2 protein-coding genes are annotated in these 17996 nt (G+C 71.4%); both read right to left on the bottom strand.

What is annotated here, in order from left to right:
• Nucleotides 1-87 precede the first annotated feature (87 nt).
• On the bottom strand, nt 88-7734 hold the full coding sequence (locus tag HMPREF0591_RS15875) for an amino acid adenylation domain-containing protein (RefSeq protein WP_007169618.1): 7647 nt from the start codon (nt 7732-7734) through the stop codon (nt 88-90).
• Complete coding sequence (locus HMPREF0591_RS15870; protein WP_040623200.1) at nt 7731-17975, bottom strand: non-ribosomal peptide synthetase; 10245 nt, start codon at nt 17973-17975, stop codon at nt 7731-7733. The genes HMPREF0591_RS15875 and HMPREF0591_RS15870 overlap by 4 nt, the downstream gene beginning before the upstream one ends.
• Nucleotides 17976-17996 lie beyond the last annotated feature (21 nt).

Genomic DNA, 17996 nt, shown 5'->3' with positions numbered 1-17996 from the left:
AAGATACGCAAAGGATGTTTCAGTTGCTTAAACAGAGCAAACGGTTCGGGACGGCCCCAGGGAGACCGTCCCGAACCGTGCGTGTGCTTAGAGCAGTCCGACCAACTGCAGGTCGGTGACGTATTTGACGATCACCGGCGGGGAGACGTGCGGGATGTCGTTGTCGGCGCCGATCTTGGCTTCCTGCACCGCGGCGCGGAAACGGTCGGTCGGGGCGAACGACCCGGTGGCCGGCTCCGGCGCCTGCAGCTGGTTGTAACCCGGCACCTGCAACATCTGCAGCACCGAGTGTTTGCGCTGCCGCTCCGGCAGCTCGCGCAGCGCGGCCTCGAACCGGCGCAGCCACTCCCCGAAGTCGTCGATCCGCTCGATCGGGTAGCCGGCCTCGATCAGCCAGTCGACGTACTCGTCGATGCCGATCCCGTCGTCGTGCGGGTTCATCACGTGATACGTCTCGAACCCTTCCACCACCTGGGCGCCCAGCGTGGTGACGGCCTCGGCGACGAACTCCACCGGCAGCGCGTCGAAGTGCGAACGCTGCCGGTTGCCCTCGGCGTCCAGCTGGTAGAACGACCGCGGCGCGATGCCGGTCGCCACCAGGCTCAACACCATCCGGGTGAACATGTCCGACAGGTTGAACTGGCCGGCGTAGCTGGTGTCGGACAGGATCATGTCGGACCGGAACACCGAGACCGGCAGGCCGCACAGGTCGTGGGCCTCGCGCAGCAGCACCTCGCCGGCCCATTTGCTGTTGCCGTAGCCGTTGGCGTAGCTGCCGTCGACCTTGCGAATGGGGCTGATCTCCCGGATGTCGGCGTCCTCGGTGAACGCCGCGGGGTCGATCTGGCGGCCCACATCGGAGGTTGACACGTAGGCGTACGGCTTCAGCTTCGTGGTCAGCGCCACCCGGATCAGCTCCGCGGTGCCCGCGACGTTCGGGCCGAACAGTTCGCTGTAGGGCAGGACGCCGTTGACCAGGGCCGCCGAGTCGACGATCAGGTCGACGGTGTCGGCCAGCCGTTGCCAGGTCGGCTCGTCCAGCCCGAGGTTGGCCGCGCCCTTGTCCCCCGCGACGACCTCGAGGTGGTCGGCGGCCAGCTCCTGGAAGTACCGCAGCAGCTTCGGGTCGCCCGTGTCGAACGTCTTCTCCAGCCGCTGCCGCGCCTCCTCGTCGGAGCCGGCCCGCACCAGGCAGATCAGCTTCCCATCGACCAGCTCCAGCTGCTCGAGCCACTGCAGCGCCAGGTAGCGCCCCAAAAAGCCCGTCGCACCCGTCAACAGGACCGTGCGGACCTCTGAACTCGGGCCCGGCAGCGCCGGGGCGTTGCCCAGCGTCGCGGCGTCGATGAACTTGTCCAGCGTCAGGTCGCTCGCGAAGACCTGGGTCGCGTCACGCCCGTGCACCGAGGCGAAGCTCGGACCGCCGGCCTCGAGCTCGTCCGCGCCCCCGGCATCGCGCTCCGCCCGCTGGCCGAGGCGGCGAACCGTCGGCGCCTCGAACAGGGTGCGCACCGAGAGGTTGGCGTCGAGCGCCGTGTTCACCTCAGCGATCACCCGCATCGCGGAGAGCGAATCGCCGCCCACGTCGAAGAAGGAATCCTCGACCGAGACACGCTGCAAGCCGAGGACGCCGGCGAAGATGTCGGCCAGCGTCTCTTCCACCGCGGTGGCCGGTCCGCGGTATTCGCCGCCGGCCTTCTTGAACTCCGGGGCCGGCAGGGCGCGCTTGTCGAGCTTGCCGTTGACGGTCAACGGCAGGGCGTCCAGCACCACGACCGCGACCGGCACCATGTAGGCCGGCAGCCGCTCGCCCAGCTGCGCCCGGACCTCGGCCGGGTCGGCCGTGCCGGTGATGTACCCCACCAGCCGCTTGTCGCCGGGGCGGTCCTCGCGGGCGATCACGGCCGCCTGCTCGACCCCGTCCAAACCGGCCAGGGCCGCCTGGATCTCGCCGAGTTCGATGCGGTAGCCGCGGATCTTCACCTGCTCGTCGACGCGGCCCAGGTATTGCAGCTGGCCGTCGGCACCCCAGCGCACCAGGTCACCGGTGCGGTACATCCGGGAGCCGGGCGCCCCGAACGGGCACGCCACGAACCGCGAGGCCGTCAGGCCCGAGCGGCGCGCATAGCCGCACGCCACACCGCGGCCGGCGATGTACAGCTCACCGACCACACCCTCGGGCGCCGGCCGCAGCCACTTGTCGAGCACGAACAGCGCCGCCCCGGGCACCGGGGAGCCGATCGGTGCCCCCGCGTCAGCGTTCAGCGGCGCGCTCATCGCCGCGTAGACCGTGCCCTCGGTCGGGCCGTAGGCGTTGATCATCACCCGGCCCGGCGCCCACCGCTCCACCACCTCGGGCGGGCAGGCCTCGCCGGCGACCACCAGGGCCGTCGACTCCAGGCCCTCCGGCGAGAGCATGCCCACCGCCGACGGGGTCTGGCTGAGCACGGTCACGTTCTCGGCGACCAGCAGGGCGTGCAGGTCCTTGGGTGAACCGGCCACGGATTCGGGCACCACGACCAGCCGGCCGCCGTGCAACAGCGCGCCGAAGATCTCGTGCACCGAGACGTCGAAGACCAGGGAATGCCACTGCGCCCACACGCCCGGGTCCGGCAGGTCGGCGTGCAGCTTCTCCAGCAGCTGGGTGGCGTTGTGGTGGGTGACCGCGACGCCCTTGGGGACGCCCGTGGTGCCGGACGTGTAGATCACGTACGCGATGTCCTCGGGCGACGGCGCCGGCAGCGCCGTGGCGGGCCGGGTGTCGGCCGGCGCGGCGTCGACGTCGACGACCACCAGGTCGAATCCGTCCAACCGGGGGCGCAGGTCGGCGGTCGTGACCGCGGCGACCGGCGCGGCGTCGGACAGCACGAACTCGATCCGCGCGCTTGGGACGGCCGGGTCGATCGGCAGGTAGGCCGCCCCGGTCTTGAGCACCGCCAGGATCGACACGATCGCCTCGGCCGACCGGGAGAACAGCAGCGCGACGCTCTCGCCCGGGCGCGCGCCGTGCTCGGCGAGCAGGTGGGCCAGCCGGTTCGCGGCCTCGTCGAGTTCGCGGTAGGTCAGCGAGCGGCCCTCGAACGTCAGCGCCACCGCGTCGGGGACGCGGGCCACCTGCTTGGCGAACAGCGCCGGGATGGACGCCGCGGCACGCACCGGCGCGGTCAGCACCGCCCGGTTGCCCCACTCGTCCAGGCGGGCGCGCTCGCCGAGGTCCAACACGTCCATCGCGGACAGCCGCTGGCTGGAGTCGGCGGTCATCGCCCCCAACACCCGCTCGAACCGCTCGATCATCGATTCGATGCCGGCGGTGTCGAAGACGCTGGTGTCGAACTCGACGCGCAGCCCCAGCTCCCGGCCCGGGAGCGCCATCACCGCGAGCGGGTAGTGGTTGTACTCGCGGTTGGTGACGTCGGTGATCGCCAACTCGTGGAAGCCCAGCGGGACGCTGGTGTCGATCGGGTAGTTCTCGTACAAGAACAGCGTGTCGAACAGCAGGTCGTGGCCGGTGACGCGGTGGATCTCGTTCAGGGCCAGGTGCTCGTGCTCCAGCGTGTTGTTGTGGGCGTTCTGCAGCTGCTGCAGCAGTTCGGCCACGGTGGTCGCCGCGGTGATGTGGGCGCGCACCGGCACCGTGTTGATCAGCAGGCCCACCATCGATTCCGCGCCGGCCAGGTCGGCCGGGCGACCGGACACCGCGGTGCCGAAGGCCACGTCGTACTGGCCGGTCACCCGCATCAGCAGCTGCGCCCAGGCCGCCTGCAGCACGGTGTTGATCGTGGTGTGGCAGGACCGGGCGAGCTCGCCCAGGGCGCGCGTGGTCTCGGCGGGCAGCCGGTAGGACTCGACGCCACGCCGTCCGACGCTCAGCCGGGCCGGAGGCCCGACCAGCGTGGGCGTGTCGAAGCCGGCGAGCACCTCGCCCCAGGCCGCCCGGGCGGCCGTGCGGTCCTGGGCCGCCAGCCACGTCAGGTAGCTGCGGTAGGACGCGGGGGCGGGCAACCGCTCCCCGTAGTAGCTGGTGAGGATCTCGCGCAGCAGGATCGGCAGCGACCACCCGTCCATCACGATGTGGTGGTTGGTCAGCACGAACCGGTGGCGGTTGTCGGCGGTGCGGATCAGCGCGGCGCGGAAGGCGGGCCGGTTGGCGAGGTCGCTGACCGCGGCGCGTTCGGCGGCGCAGAGCTGCTCGATCTTCTCGTCGGGGTCCAGGTCTTCGGCGCCGAGCTGGATGTACCGCCACGCCATCGCCGGGTCGGCCGGGATGACCTGCACCGGCTGGCCGAACTGCGGGCAGAACCGGGCCGCCAGGTTGGGGTGCCGGTTGACGACGGCGTGGACGGCCTCCCGCAACCGGTGCGGGTCGAGGTCGCCGGTGACCGTGATGCCGAGCTGCACCGCGTAGACGTCGTCGCCGGGGTCGTTCGCGAAGCTGGCGTGGAAGAGCAGGCCCTGCTGCAGCGGGGTCAACGGCAACACGTCGGCGACCGCGTACTGCTGGCAGAGGTCGTCGAGCTGCTGCTGGTCCAGCTGGGCGGGGGCGATGTCCGAAGGGGTCAGCCCGCCGCCGCCGCTGCGGACGTGCGCGCAGATCCCGGCCAGGGCCTCGAACCACAGCTGGCTCAACCGGCTGACCTGCTCGTGGTCCAGCGCCGACGGCGCCCACGTCCAGTTGGCCTGTAGGTGCGGGCCGGCCTCGGTGTCCATGGTCCCGGCGTTGAGGTCGACGGTGTGCATCAGCGGCATGGGCAGCGCCGCGCTCGCGGCGCCGGTGAACGACAGGCTGTCCTGGCTGATCCGCCACATCTCGCCGGGCAGGTCGGCCGCGGCGCCCAGGCGTCCCAGGTAGTTGAACCCGATCACCGGGTCCGACCCGTCCAGGTCGACCTCGGCGTTCATGTACCGCAGCAGCCCGTAGGTCAGCGGGTCGGGAAGCGCGCGCAGCTGCTCCTTGGCCTTCTTGACCAGCACGCCGAGCGACCGGTCGCCGGCCATCACCTGCGCCCAGTCCAGCTCGCCGACGGCCAGCGCGACGGGGTACTTGGTGGTGAACCATCCCACGGTGCGGGACAGGTCGACGTGCGGGCCCAGCTCCTCGTGCCGGCCGTGGCCCTCCACGTCGATGCCGATCGGCGCGCCGGTGCCCACGAACCGCGCCCAGGCCAGCCCGAACGCGATCAACAGGATGTCCTGCACCCCCGCGTGGAACGCCGCGGGCACCTCGCCCAGCAGCATCCGCGTGGTGTCGACGTCCAGCGACACCGACAACTGCTTGGCCGTCTCGTAGGTGTCGACGTCGGGGCGCACCGCGGGCAACAGCGCCGGCGTCGCGGCGACCTCCCGCCACGCCTCGGCCTGCGCGACGACCTCGGGCCGCTGGGCGTACTCCTCCAGCATCGCCGACCACCGCGCGAACGACGTCCCGCCGGTCGGCAGCGCCACCGGCTGCCCACTGTGGTGCTGGGCCCAGGCAATGTTCAAGTCTTCCAACAGGATTCGCCACGACACCCCGTCCACGGCCAGGTGGTGGATCATCAACGCCAGCTGGGCCGTGGATTCCGCCCACACCGCGCGGAGCATGGTCCCGGCGGCGGGGTTCAGCTGCGAACGCGCCGCGACCAGCGATGCGTCGGACAACGCGTCGACGGTGTGCAGGCACGCGGCGGCCTCGACCGCGCCGGCCTCGGGCACCTGCATCGACCAGCCGCCGGCGCCGTCGTCGTCGACCCGCATCCGCAGCGTGGCGTGCCGGTCAAGCAACGACTGCAGCACCACCAGCACGTCGTCGCCCGTGACGCCCGCGGGCGCCTGCACCACCATGGTCTGGTTGAACTGGTCGGTCGGGCCGTCGACCTGCTGCAGCCAGCGCATGATCGGGGTCGCGACCACCGGGCCGATGCCCTCGTCGACGACGTCTTCGTCGGAGGCCACGCCGGCCACCCGGGCCAGCCGCGCCACCGTCTGCTCGACGAAGACGTCGCGCGGGCGGCACACCACGCCGGCCGCGCGGGCGCGCGCCACCACCTGCATCGACAGGATGCTGTCGCCACCGAGGTCGAAGAACGAGTCGTCGACCCCGACCCGCTCCACGCCGAGCACCTGGGCGTAGATGGCGGTGAGGGTTTCTTCGACGGCCGTGGTCGGCGCGCGGTATTCGCCGTTCGTCTTCTGGTACTCGGGGGCGGGCAGGGCCCGCTTGTCGAGCTTGCCGTTGACCGTCAGCGGCAGCGCGTCCAGCACCACCACCGCGGCGGGCACCATGTAGCCGGGCAGCCGCCGGCCGAGCTGCGTGCGGATCTCGGCGGGGTCCGCGGTCCCGGTGATGTAACCGACCAGGCGCTTGTCGCCGGGGCGGTCCTCGCGGGCGATCACCACCGCCTGCTCCACGCCGTCGAGCGCGGCGAGCGCCGTCTGGATCTCGCCGAGCTCGATGCGGTAGCCGCGGATCTTGACCTGCTCGTCGGCGCGGCCGAGGTACTGCAGCTGGCCGTCGACGCCCCAGCGCACCAGGTCGCCGGTGCGGTACATCCGGGTCCCGGGCGCCCCAAACGGGCACGCGATGAAGCGGGAGGCCGTCAGGCCCGGGCGGCGCACGTAGCCAGAGGCCACACCGCGGCCCGCGATGTACAGCTCACCGACAACGCCCTCCGGCGCCGGGCGCAACCACTTGTCGAGCACGAACAGCGCGGCACCGGGCACGGGCGAGCCGATCGGCGGCGCCCCCGACTCGGCCTTCAGCGCCGAGCTCATCGAGGCGTAGACGGTGCCCTCGGTCGGGCCGTAGGCGTTGATCATCACCCGACCGGGCGCCCAGCGGTCCACCACCTCGGACGGGCAGGCCTCGCCCGCGACGATCAGCGCCGTCGCGTCCAGCCCGTCCGGCGAGAGCATCCCCACCGCCGACGGGGTCTGGCACAACACGGTGACCTTCTCGGCGATCAGCAGCGCGTGCAGCTCGTCCGGGGAGCCGGCCACCGACTCGGGCACCACCACCAGGCGACCGCCGTGCAGCAGCGGGCCCCAGATCTCCCACACCGACACGTCGAAGACCAACGAGTGCCACTGCGACCAGACACCCGCCTTCGGCAGGTCGGCGGGCAGCTTCTTGAGCAGCTGGGTGACGTTCTGGTGGGTGACCGCCACGCCCTTCGGGGTTCCGGTGGTGCCCGAGGTGTAGATCATGTACGCGATGTCCTCGGGGGCCGGCCCCGGCAGGGCCGAGCTGGGCTGGTCGGCCACCGCGGGGTCGTCGACGTCGACGACCAGCAGGTCGAACCCGTCCAGCCGCGCCCGCAGTTCGGCCGTCGTGACCGCGGCGACCGGCGCCGCGTCGCCGAGCATGAACTCCATCCGCGCGGCCGGCACGGCGGGGTCGATCGGCAGGTAGGCGGCCCCGGTCTTGAGCACCGCCAGGATCGACACGATCGCCTCGGCCGACCGCGACAGCAGCAGCGCCACGCACTCGCCAGGGCGCGCGCCGTGGTCGGCCAGCAGGTGCGCGAGGCGGTTGGCGGCCTCGTCGAGCTCTTGATAGGTCAGCGAGCGGCCCTCGAACGTCAGTGCCGGAGCCTCCGGAACACGGGCGACCTGCTTGGCGAACAACGCCGGAATCGAGACAGCCCCCGTCGCCGGCGCGGTCAGCACCGCCCGGTTACCCCATTCGTCGAGGCGGTCGTGTTCGCCGCCATCGAGCAAGTCGATCGACAACAATCGCCGCCCCGCGCCGACGGTCATGCCTGCTCCTCCACATCTGCGGTCATGGCTTCCAGCACGCGCCGGAACCGCTCGACCAACCTCTCGATTCTGCCCTGGTCGAAGACTTCTGTATCGAATTCGACCCGAAGACCCAGTTCGTGACCCGGCACGGCCTGGACCGAGAGCGGGTAATGGTTGAATTCGCGGTTGGTGAAGCCATCAATGGCCAGCTCATCGGCGGCCGACAGCGCGGCGGTGTCGATCGGATAGTTCTCGTACACGAACATGGTGTCGAATAATTGGTCGTGTCCCGTTACACGATGGATATCGTTCAGCGCTAAATGCTGGTGCTCGAGCGTGTCGTTGTAGGCGCTCTGCAGCTGGTTGAGCAGGTCGGCGATCGTGGTTTCGGCGTCGATCGTGGCCCGCACCGGGACGGTGTTGATGAGCAGGCCCACCATCTGGTCGGAGCCGGCCAGCTCGGTCGGCCGCCCGGAGACCGCCGTCCCGAATGTCACATCGTGCTGACCGGTCAGCCACATCAGCAGCTGCGCCCACGCGGCCTGCAGCACGGTGCTGACGGTCGTGCGGCACGACCGCGCCAGCTCGCCCAGCGCCCGGGTGGTTTCGGCCGACATCTGGAAGGAGGAGACGCTCCGCGGCCCGAGGCTCATCCGGCCGGCCGGGCCGACCAGCGTGGGGGTGTCGAACCCGGCCAGCACCCGGCGCCACGCCGCCTGGGCGGCGCCGCGGTCCTGCGCGGCCAGCCAGGCGACGAACTTGCGGTAGGGCACCGGGGCCGGTAGCTGCACCCCGTAGTAGGCGGCGAAGATCTCCTGCAGCAGGATCGGCTTCGACCAGCCGTCGAGCACGATGTGGTGGTTGGTCAGCACGAACCGGTGCCGGTTGTCGGCGGTGCGGATCAGCGCGGCCCGGAACGGCGGCCGTTCCGCCAGGTCGCACACCGCGGCGCGTTCGCCGGCGCAGAGCTGCTGAATCTGCTCCTCCGGTTCGGCGTCGTCGGCGTCCAGTTCGACGTAATGCCACGACAGCGGCGGTTCGGCCGAGAGGACCTGCACGGGCTCGCCGAAGTCCTCGACGAAGTGCGCCACCACATTGGGGTGCCGCTTGAGCATGGTGTGCACCGCGTCGCGCAACCGGTGCGGGTCGAGGGCACCGCTCACGCTGATGTCGAGCTGCACCGCGTAGAGGTCGTCGCTGCCGTGCGCGGTTCCGGTGTGGAACAGCAGGCCCTGCTGCAGCGGGGTCAACGGCAGCACGTCGGCGATCGGGTAGCGCTGGCACAGCTCGTCGATGTCGCGCTGGGTCAGCCGGGCGGGCGCGAGGTCCGACGGCGTCAGCCCGCCCCCGCCGCTGCGGACGTGGCTGCAGATGCCGCTGAGCGCGTCGAACCACAGTTCGCTCAGCCGGGCCACCTGTCCCTCGTCCAGCGCCGAGCGCGCCCAGGTCCAGTTGGCCTGCAGGAGGGGGCCGGTGGCGGTGTCCAGGGTGCCGGCGTTGAGCTCGACGGTGTGGGGCAGCGGCAGGGGCACCGCGGTCGCGGCTCCGGCCGACGCCAGGCTGTCCTGGTCGAGCCGCCACAGTTCGCTGGACAGGTCGCCCGCGCCGCCCAGCCGCCCGAGGTAGTTGAACCCGATCACCGGATCGGACGCGTCCAGGTCGACGTCGCCGTTCAGGTAGCGCAGCAGGCCGTAAGTCAGCGTGTCCGGGAGGGCGCGCAGCTGTTCCTTGGCGTCCTTAACCAGCGCGCCCAGCTCGGCCTCACCGGTGACGACGTGTCCCCAGGACAGCCCGCCGACCTGCAGCGCGACGGGGTACTTGGTGGTGAACCAGCCGACCGTGCGGGACAGGTCCACGTGCGGGCCGAGTTCCTCATGGCGGCCGTGACCCTCGACGTCGATGCCGATCGGCGCGCCGGTGCCGACGAACTGCGCCCAGGCCAGCCCGAACGCGATCAGCAGGATGTCCTGGACCCCGGCGTGGAAGGCGGCGGGCACCTCGCCCAGCAACATCCGGGTGGTGTCGGCGTCCAGCGCCACCGACAGCTGCCCGGCGCTGACGTAGGTGTCGATGTCGGGCGACACGGCCGGCAGCGGCGCGGGCGTCGACGAGATCTGCCGCCACGCCTCGGCGGTGTCGACGACCTCGGGCCGGCGCGCGTGCTCGGCGAGCAGCGACGACCACCGGGCGAACGACATCCCGCCCACCGGCAACGCCACCGGCTGCCCGCTGTGATGCTGGGCCCACGCGATATTGAAGTCTTCCAACAGGATTCGCCACGACACCCCGTCGACGGCGAGGTGGTGAATGATCAGCGCGAGCTGGCCCGTTGACGGCACCCACACCGCGCGCAGCATCGCGCCGCTGGCCGGGTTCAGCTGCGAGACCGCCGCCGCCAGTGCCGCGTCGGACAGCGTCTCGACGGTGTGTACGCACCCGGCGGCGTCCACCACGCCGGTCTCGGGGACCCGCAGCGCCCAGCCGCCGGCGCCGTCGTCGTCGACCCGCAACCGCAGCATGGCATGCCGATCCAGCAAAGCCTGCAGGACCGCGACGACGTCGGTTTCGTTCGCCCCCGCCGGGGCCTGCACCACCATGGTCTGGTTGAACTGCTCGACCGGGCCGTCGACGCTGTGCAGCCAGCGCATGATCGGGGTGGCCACCACCGGGCCGATGCCCTCGTCGACGACGTCGTCGTCGGTGGCCAGCCCGGCCACCCGGGCCAGCCGGGACACGGTCTGCTCGACGAAGATGTCGCGCGGGCGGCAGACCACGCCGGCGGCGCGGGCGCGGGCGACCACCTGCATCGACAGGATGCTGTCGCCGCCCAGGTCGAAGAACGAGTCGTCGACGCCGACCCGCTCCACGCCCAGCACCTGGGCGTAGATGCCGGCCAGGATCTCCTCGACGGCGGTGCTCGGCGCGCGGTAGTGGTCGGCGTCGGAGTATTCGGGCGCCGGCAGCGCGCGGGTGTCGAGTTTGCCGTTGACCGTCAGCGGCAGCGCCTCGAGCACCACCACCGCGGTGGGCACCATGTAGGTGGGCAGCCGCTCGCCGAGCTGGTTGCGGATCGCGGCCGGGTCGGCGGTGCCGGTCACGTACCCCACCAGCCGCTTGTCGCCGGGGCGGTCCTCGCGGGCGATCACCGCCGCCTCGTTGACCCCGTCCAGCGCGGCCAGGGCCGCGTGCACCTCGCCGAGCTCGATGCGGTAGCCGCGGATCTTGACCTGCTCGTCGGCCCGCCCCATGTACTGCAGCTGGCCGTCGGCGCCCCAGCGAACCAGGTCGCCGGTGCGGTACATGCGCGCCCCGGACCCGCCGAACGGGCAGGCCACGAACCGCGTCGCGGACAGGCCCGACCGGCCCACGTATCCGTAGGCCAGGCCCCGCCCGGCCACGTACAGCTCACCGACCACGCCCTCGGGCACCGGCCGCAGCCAGCCGTCCAGGACGAAGAAGCCCAGGTGGGCCAGCGGCACGCCGATGGGGCTGGCGCTGTTGTCGACGTCGCCGTCGACGATCTCCCGGAACGAGGCGTGCACCGTGGTCTCGGTGATGCCGTACATGTTGATCAGGCGGGGCAGGCCCGGGTGGTTGTGCAACCACTTGCCCAGCCGGTGCGGTTCGAGCGCCTCGCCGCCGAACACCACGGTCTGCAGCTTCAGCTGCTGCCCCAGCTCGGGCTGCAAGGAGTCCGCGGTCTGCAGCGCGTAGAACGCCGACGGCGTCTGGCTCAGCACGCTGACCTGTTCGCGGACCAGCATGGCGTGCAGCTCTTCGGGCGAGCGGACGACGTTGTCGGGCACGATCACCAGCCGGCCGCCGTACAGCAGCGACCCGAAGATCTCCCACACCGAGAAGTCGAACGCCAGCGAGTGGCACTGCGTCCACACCTGGCCCAGCGCCAGCTGCGCGTCCAGGGACTCCAGCAGCTGGGTGACGTTGCGGTGCGGCACGGCCACGCCCTTGGGGGTGCCGGTCGTGCCGGACGTGTAGATGATGTAGGCGATGTTCTCCGGGGACGGCGCGGGCAGCCCGTCGCCGGGCTGGTTCGCGACGGCGGGGTCGTCGAACTCGATGACGTCCAGGTCCTGCCCGTCGAGCCGCGAGCGCACGTCCGCGGTGGTGACCGCCGCGATCGGGGCGGCGTCGCCGAGCACGAACTCGATCCGCGCCGCCGGCACCGTCGGGTCGACGGGCAGGTAGGCCGCGCCGGTCTTGAGCACCGCCAGGATCGCCACGACGGCCTCGGCCGTCCTGGGGAACAGCACCGCGACCCGCTCCCCCGGTCCGGCGCCGCGGCTCACCAGCAGGTGCGCCAGCCGGTTGGCGGACTCCTCCACCTCGCCGTAGGTCCACGAGCGGTCGCCGTCGGTGATGGCCACCGCCTCGGGGGCGCGGGCGGCCTGCGCGGCGAACAGCTCCGCGATCGAGACCGGCTTGGGCGCCGACTCGGCGAGCACCCCCCGGTTGCCCCAGTCGTCGAGCCGGTCGTGCTCGGCGGCGTCGAGCAGGTCGATCGAGGACAGGCGCCGGGCGGGGTCGGCCGTCATGGCCACCATCACCTGCTGCAGCCGATCGATCAGCGTGTCGACGGCGGCCCGGTCGAACACCTCGGTGTCGAACTCGACGCGCATGCTCAGCTCGTGACCCGGCGACACCACCACCGACAGCGGGTAGTGGTTGTACTCCCGGCTGCTGAAGTCGGTGACGGCCAGCTCGTGCACGCCCAGCAGCGCGCCCGCGTCGATCGGGTAGTTCTCGTAGAGGAAAAGGGTGTCGAACAACTGGTCGTGGCCGGTGGCGCGGTGGATGTCCGGCAGCGCCAGGTGCTCGTAGTCGACGGTGTCGTTGTGCAGGCGCTGCAGTTGCTCCAGCAGGTCGGCGACCGTGGTGGTCGCGGTGATCCTCGCCCGCACCGGCACCGTGTTGATCAGCAGGCCGACCATCGCGTCCGCGCCGGCCAGTTCGGTGGGCCGGCCCGAGACCGCGGTGCCGAAGGCGACGTCGTGCTGGCCGGTCAGCCACGTCAGCAGCTGCGTCCACGCGCCCTGCAACACGGTGCTGAGGGTGGTGCGGCACGAGCGCGCCAGCTCACCCAGCGCCTTGGTGGTGTCGGCGGGCACGTGGAAGGCCGCGACGCCGCGCCGCCCGATCTGCCCGAGCGGCCCGACCAGGGTGGGGGTCTCGAAACCGGCCAGCGCCTGCGCCCACGCCGCCTGCGCGGCGGCGCGGTCCTGATTGGTCAGCCAGGTGACGAAGCTGCGGTAGGACGGGGCGGCGGGCAGGCGCTCGCCGTAGTAGCTGGCGAACACCTCCTGCAGCAGGATCGGCAGCGACCAGCCGTCGACTACGATGTGGTGGATGGTCAGCACGAAGCGGTGCCGGTCGGGCGCCGTGCGGATCAGGGCGGCCCGGAACGACGGCTTGCCGGCCAGGTCGCACACCGCGGCGCGTTCGTCGGCGCACAGCCGGTCGACCTGCCCGTCGACGTCGCCGCCGTCCAGCTCGACGTACCGCCACGCCATCTGGGGATCGGCGGGGATGACCTGGACCGGTTCGCCGAAGTCTTCGGAGAACCGGGCGACGAGGTTGGGGTGCCGCTTGACCGCGGTGTGGACCGCCTCGCGCAGGCGCGCCGCGTCGAGGGCCCCGCTGACCGTGATGCCCAGCTGCACCGCGTACAGGTCGTCCATGTCCTGCGCGAAGGCGGTGTGGAACAGCAGCCCCTGCTGCACCGGGGTCAGCGGCAGCACGTCGGCGACGCCGCCCTGCCGGCACAGGGCGTCGATCTGTTGCTGGCTGAGGTGAGCGGGAGCGATGTCCGACGGGGTGAGCCCGCCGCCGCCGGCCTTGACGTGCGCGCAGATGCCGGCCAGCGCCTCGAACCACAACTGGCTCAACCGGTCCACGCGGTCGTGGTCCAGCGCCGAGGGGGCCCAGCTCCAGTTGGCCTGCAGGTGCGGGCCGGCCTCGGTGTCCAGGGTGCCGGCGTTGAGCTCGACCGTGTGCGCCAGCGGCATGGCCACCGCGCTCGCCACGGCCGCCACCGCAAGGCTGTCGTGGCTGACCCGCCACAGCTCGTCGGACAGGTCGGCGCCCGCGCCCAGCCGCCCCAGGTAGTTGAACCCGATCACCGGGTCGGAGCCGTCGAGGTCCACGTCGGGATTCAGGTAGCGCAGCAGGCCGTAGGTCAGGCCGTCGGGCAGGGCGCGCAGCTGTTCCTTGGCCGCCTTGATCACCGGGCCCAGCGCCGCGTCGCCGGCGACCACCTGCGACCAGCTCAGCCGGCCCGGCGTCAACGCGACCGGGTACTTGGTGGTGAACCAGCCCACGGTGCGCGAGAGATCCACCCGCGGGAACAGTTCTTCCTGCCGCCCGTGGCCCTCCACGTCGATGCCGATCGGCGCCGCGCCGGTGCCCAGGAATTCGGCGAACGCCAGGCCAAAGGCGATCAGCAGGATGTCGCCCACGCCGGCGTGGAACGCGGCCGGCACCTCGCCGAGCAGCAGCCGCGTGGTCTCGACGTCAAGCGAGGCCGACAGCTGGCCGGCGCTCACGTAGGTGTCGGCGTCGGGTTGCACCGCCGGCAACGCCGCCGGGGTCGCCGCCACCTGCCGCCACTCGTCGGCCCGCGCCACCACGTCGGGGCGTTGCGCGTACTCCTGCAGCAACGTCGACCAGCGGGCGAACGACGTCCCGGGCGCCAGCAGGGCGACGGGCTGCCCGTTGTGATGCTGCGCCCAGGCGATGTTGAAGTCTTCCAACAGGATTCGCCACGAGACCCCGTCGACGGCCAGGTGGTGGATGATCAACGCCAGCTGACCCGTGGACTGCGCCCACGCGGCGCTGACCAGCACGCCGGCGGCCGGGTTCAGCCGCGACCGCGCCTCGGCCAGCGCCTCCCCGGACAGGCTTTCGACGGCGTGCACGCAGCCGCGCGCGTCCACCGCGCCGGGCTCGGGCACCTGCAGCGACCAGCCACCCGCACCGTCGTCGTCGGCGCGCAGCCGCAGCGCGGCGTGGCGATCCAGCAGGGCCTGCAGCACCGCGACCACGTCCGCCTCGGTCGCGCCCGCCGGCGCCTGCACCACCATGGTCTGGTTGAACTGCTCGATCGGGCCCTCGATGCTCTGCAGCCAGCGCATGATCGGGGTGGCCACCACCGGCCCGACGCCGTCGTCGCCAGCGCCGCCCGCGCCGTCGGCCGCCACCTCGGCCACCCGGGCCAGCCGGGCCACCGATTGCTCGACGAACACGTCACGCGGCCGGAACAGGATGCCGGCCGCGCGGGCGCGCGCGACGACCTGCATCGACAGGATGCTGTCGCCACCCAGGTCGAAGAACGACGCGTCGACGCCGACCCGCTCCAGGCCCAGCACCTGGGCGTAGATGTCGGCCAGGATCTCCTCGACCGGGTCCTCGGGGGCGCGGTACTCGGCGGTGGCGTACTCGGGCGCGGGCAGGGCGCGCTTGTCGAGCTTGCCGTTGCCGGTCAGGGGCAGCGCCTCGAGCACCACCACCGCGGCCGGCACCATGTACGGCGGCAGGCGGTCGGCCAGCGCCGCCCGGATCGCGGCCGGGTCGGCCGTGCCGGTGATGTATCCCACCAGCCGCTTGTCCCCGGGGCGGTCCTCGCGCGCGACCACGGCCGCCTGGTCCACCCCGTCGAGGCCCTTGAGCACCGACTGGATCTCACCGAGCTCGATGCGATAGCCGCGGATCTTGACCTGCTCGTCGGAGCGGCCGAAGTACTGCAGCTGCCCGTCCTCGCCCCAGCAGACCAGGTCGCCGGTGCGGTACATGCGTGCGCCCGGGCCGCCGAACGGGTTCGCCACGAACCGCGAGGCCGTCAGCCCGGACCGGCGCACGTATCCGATCCCGACGCCGCGGCCCGCCAGGTACAGCTCGCCGACCACCCCGGCCGGCACCGGCTGCAGCCACTTGTCGAGCACGAACATCGCCGCGCCGGCGATCGGTGAACCGATCGGCACCACGCCGGACCCGGGGATCAGCGGCTTGCTGATCGACGCGCACACCGTGGTTTCCGTCGGGCCGTAGGCGTCGAGCATCACCCGGCCGGGCGCCGCCCAGCGGTCCACCACGTCGGTCGGGCAGGCCTCGCCCGCCACCACCAGGGCGGTGGACTCCAGGCCGTCCGCGGGCAGCATCGCCACCGACGACGGGGTCTGGGTGAGCACGCTGACCTTTTCCGCGACCAGCAGGTCGTGGAGCTCTTCCGGCGAGCTCGCCACCGACTCGGGGACGACCAGCAGCCGCCTGCCCCGCAGCACGGCGCCGAAGATCTCCCACACGGAGAAGTCGAACGCCGAGGAATGGCATTGCGTCCACACCTGCCCCTTGGGCAGGCCCGCGTCCAGCGACTCGATCAGCCACGTGACGTTGAGGTGAGGAATGGCAACGCCCTTGGGGGTCCCGGTGGTCCCGGAGGTGTAGATGATGTAGGCGATGTTCTCCGGGGCCGGCCCCGGCAGCGCGGTGCTCGGCTGCTCGCCGACGGCCGGGTCGTGCACGTCGACCACCAGCAGGTCGCGCCCGTCCAGCCGCGAACGCAGGTCCGCCGTGGTGATCACCGCGCTCGGCGCCGCGTCGGAGAGCACGAACTCCATGCGCGCCGCGGAGTGCGCCGGGTCGATCGGCACGTAGGCCGCCCCGGTCTTGAGCACCGCGAGCATGGCCACGATCGCGTCGGCGCAGCGGGGGAACATGACCGCCACGCAGCCACCCGGGCCCACCCCGTGGCCGGCCAGCAGGTGCGCCAGCCGGTTGGAGGCCTCGTCGAGTTCGGCGTACGTCAACGACTTGGCGGAGCAGGTCACCGCCGGGGCGTCGGGCGAGCGATGCACGTGTTCGGCGAACGCCACCGGGATGGACACCGGCGCCGGAACCGGCTCGGTCAGGGCCGCCCGGTTGCTCCACTCGTCGATCTGAGCCGGCTCGTCGGCGGCCAGCAGGTCGATCGAGGACAGCCACCGCTCGGGGTCGGCGGTCATCTCCTCCAGCACCTGCTGCATGCGCGCGGCCAGATCGGCGACGCCGAAGTCGGCGAAGGGTTGGCCCGGGCCCGCGGTGCTCAGGAAGAGCTGGTCACCCGCGCCCAGGAAGAACAGGCTGAAGTGCCCGACGGGGCCGTGGTTGGTGTACGTCGCCGTCGCCGGGGAACCGGCGAGGTCGAGCGTCAGTCGCATGGGGATGAAGTTGATGCCGACCCGATTCGCGGCCTGGCGCAGGCCGTCGCTCTCCAGGGTGTGCACGGGGAACCGCTGATGCTGCAGCAGCTCCCGGATTTTGATGTCGACGTGTTTGCAAAAGTCGGCGACCGAGGCCGTCGGCGAGGTGTTCAGCACCAGCGGCACCACCCCGGCGAACATCCCGGGAAGCGTCTTCGACTCCTGCCGCACCCGCCGGCTCACCGGGAAGTCGAGCGCCACCTCGTAGCCACTGCCGGACCACGCGCGCACCAGCAGCGCACACGCCGCGGTGGTGACGGAGAACCGGCGGATGCCCAATTTCTTGGACAGCTCCTTGATCCGGGTGGTGACGGACGGGTCCAACTGGACGGACGCGGACGGCGAGTAGTGGTCTTTGCCGCTCGTGCCGTCGGCCGGCCGGTCAACCCATGCGGTCTCCGGTGGGAGGTTGTTGCTCCAGTACGCCTTGTCGTCTTGGTAGTCGGGGGACGCCTCGTATTCCGACTCCAGGTCGACCAGATCCTGCGCCGAGCCGAAATACGCATCGGGAATGGGCTTTCCGGCCATCATGGCCGAATAAATCGTGGCAACGCGACGGGCCACCAGCGCCATACCCAATCCGTCGATTGCTATGTGGTGGCAGCAACCGAACAAATAAAACTCGTCAACCCCCGTTTGGAACAACACGAATTGGAACAGCTGCCCGTTCAATGCCATGGGCGTCCGCTGAATCGACGACGCCATCGCGCGGGCTTCCTGCACGGGGTCGGGCAGCGATGTCAGGTCGTGGAAGGCAAGCTCGACGTCCGGGTAGTCGATCGGCTGCTGGACCACCTGGCCGTCGACCTCGAAGAACGAGACGCGGGCGGCCTCGGCCTCCGCGACGGTCTGGGTGAGGGCGCGTCCCAGGGCGTCGCGGTCGACCGGACCGTCGATCCTGATCAAAAGGCCGAGCTGCCACTCCGTGCCGACGAAGCCCGTTTCCTGCGAAAGCCAGATGTCGAGCTGTCCGCGCGTCAGCGGAAGTGTGTGATCACCAACTCCCATCGACTCCCCCAAAGCTCCACC

It is taken from the genome of Mycobacterium parascrofulaceum ATCC BAA-614 (genome assembly GCF_000164135.1).
Classification (GTDB): domain Bacteria; phylum Actinomycetota; class Actinomycetes; order Mycobacteriales; family Mycobacteriaceae; genus Mycobacterium; species Mycobacterium parascrofulaceum.
The sequence above is the reverse complement of the archived record's forward strand: the minus strand, read 5'-3'. Positions and strand labels throughout refer to the sequence as shown.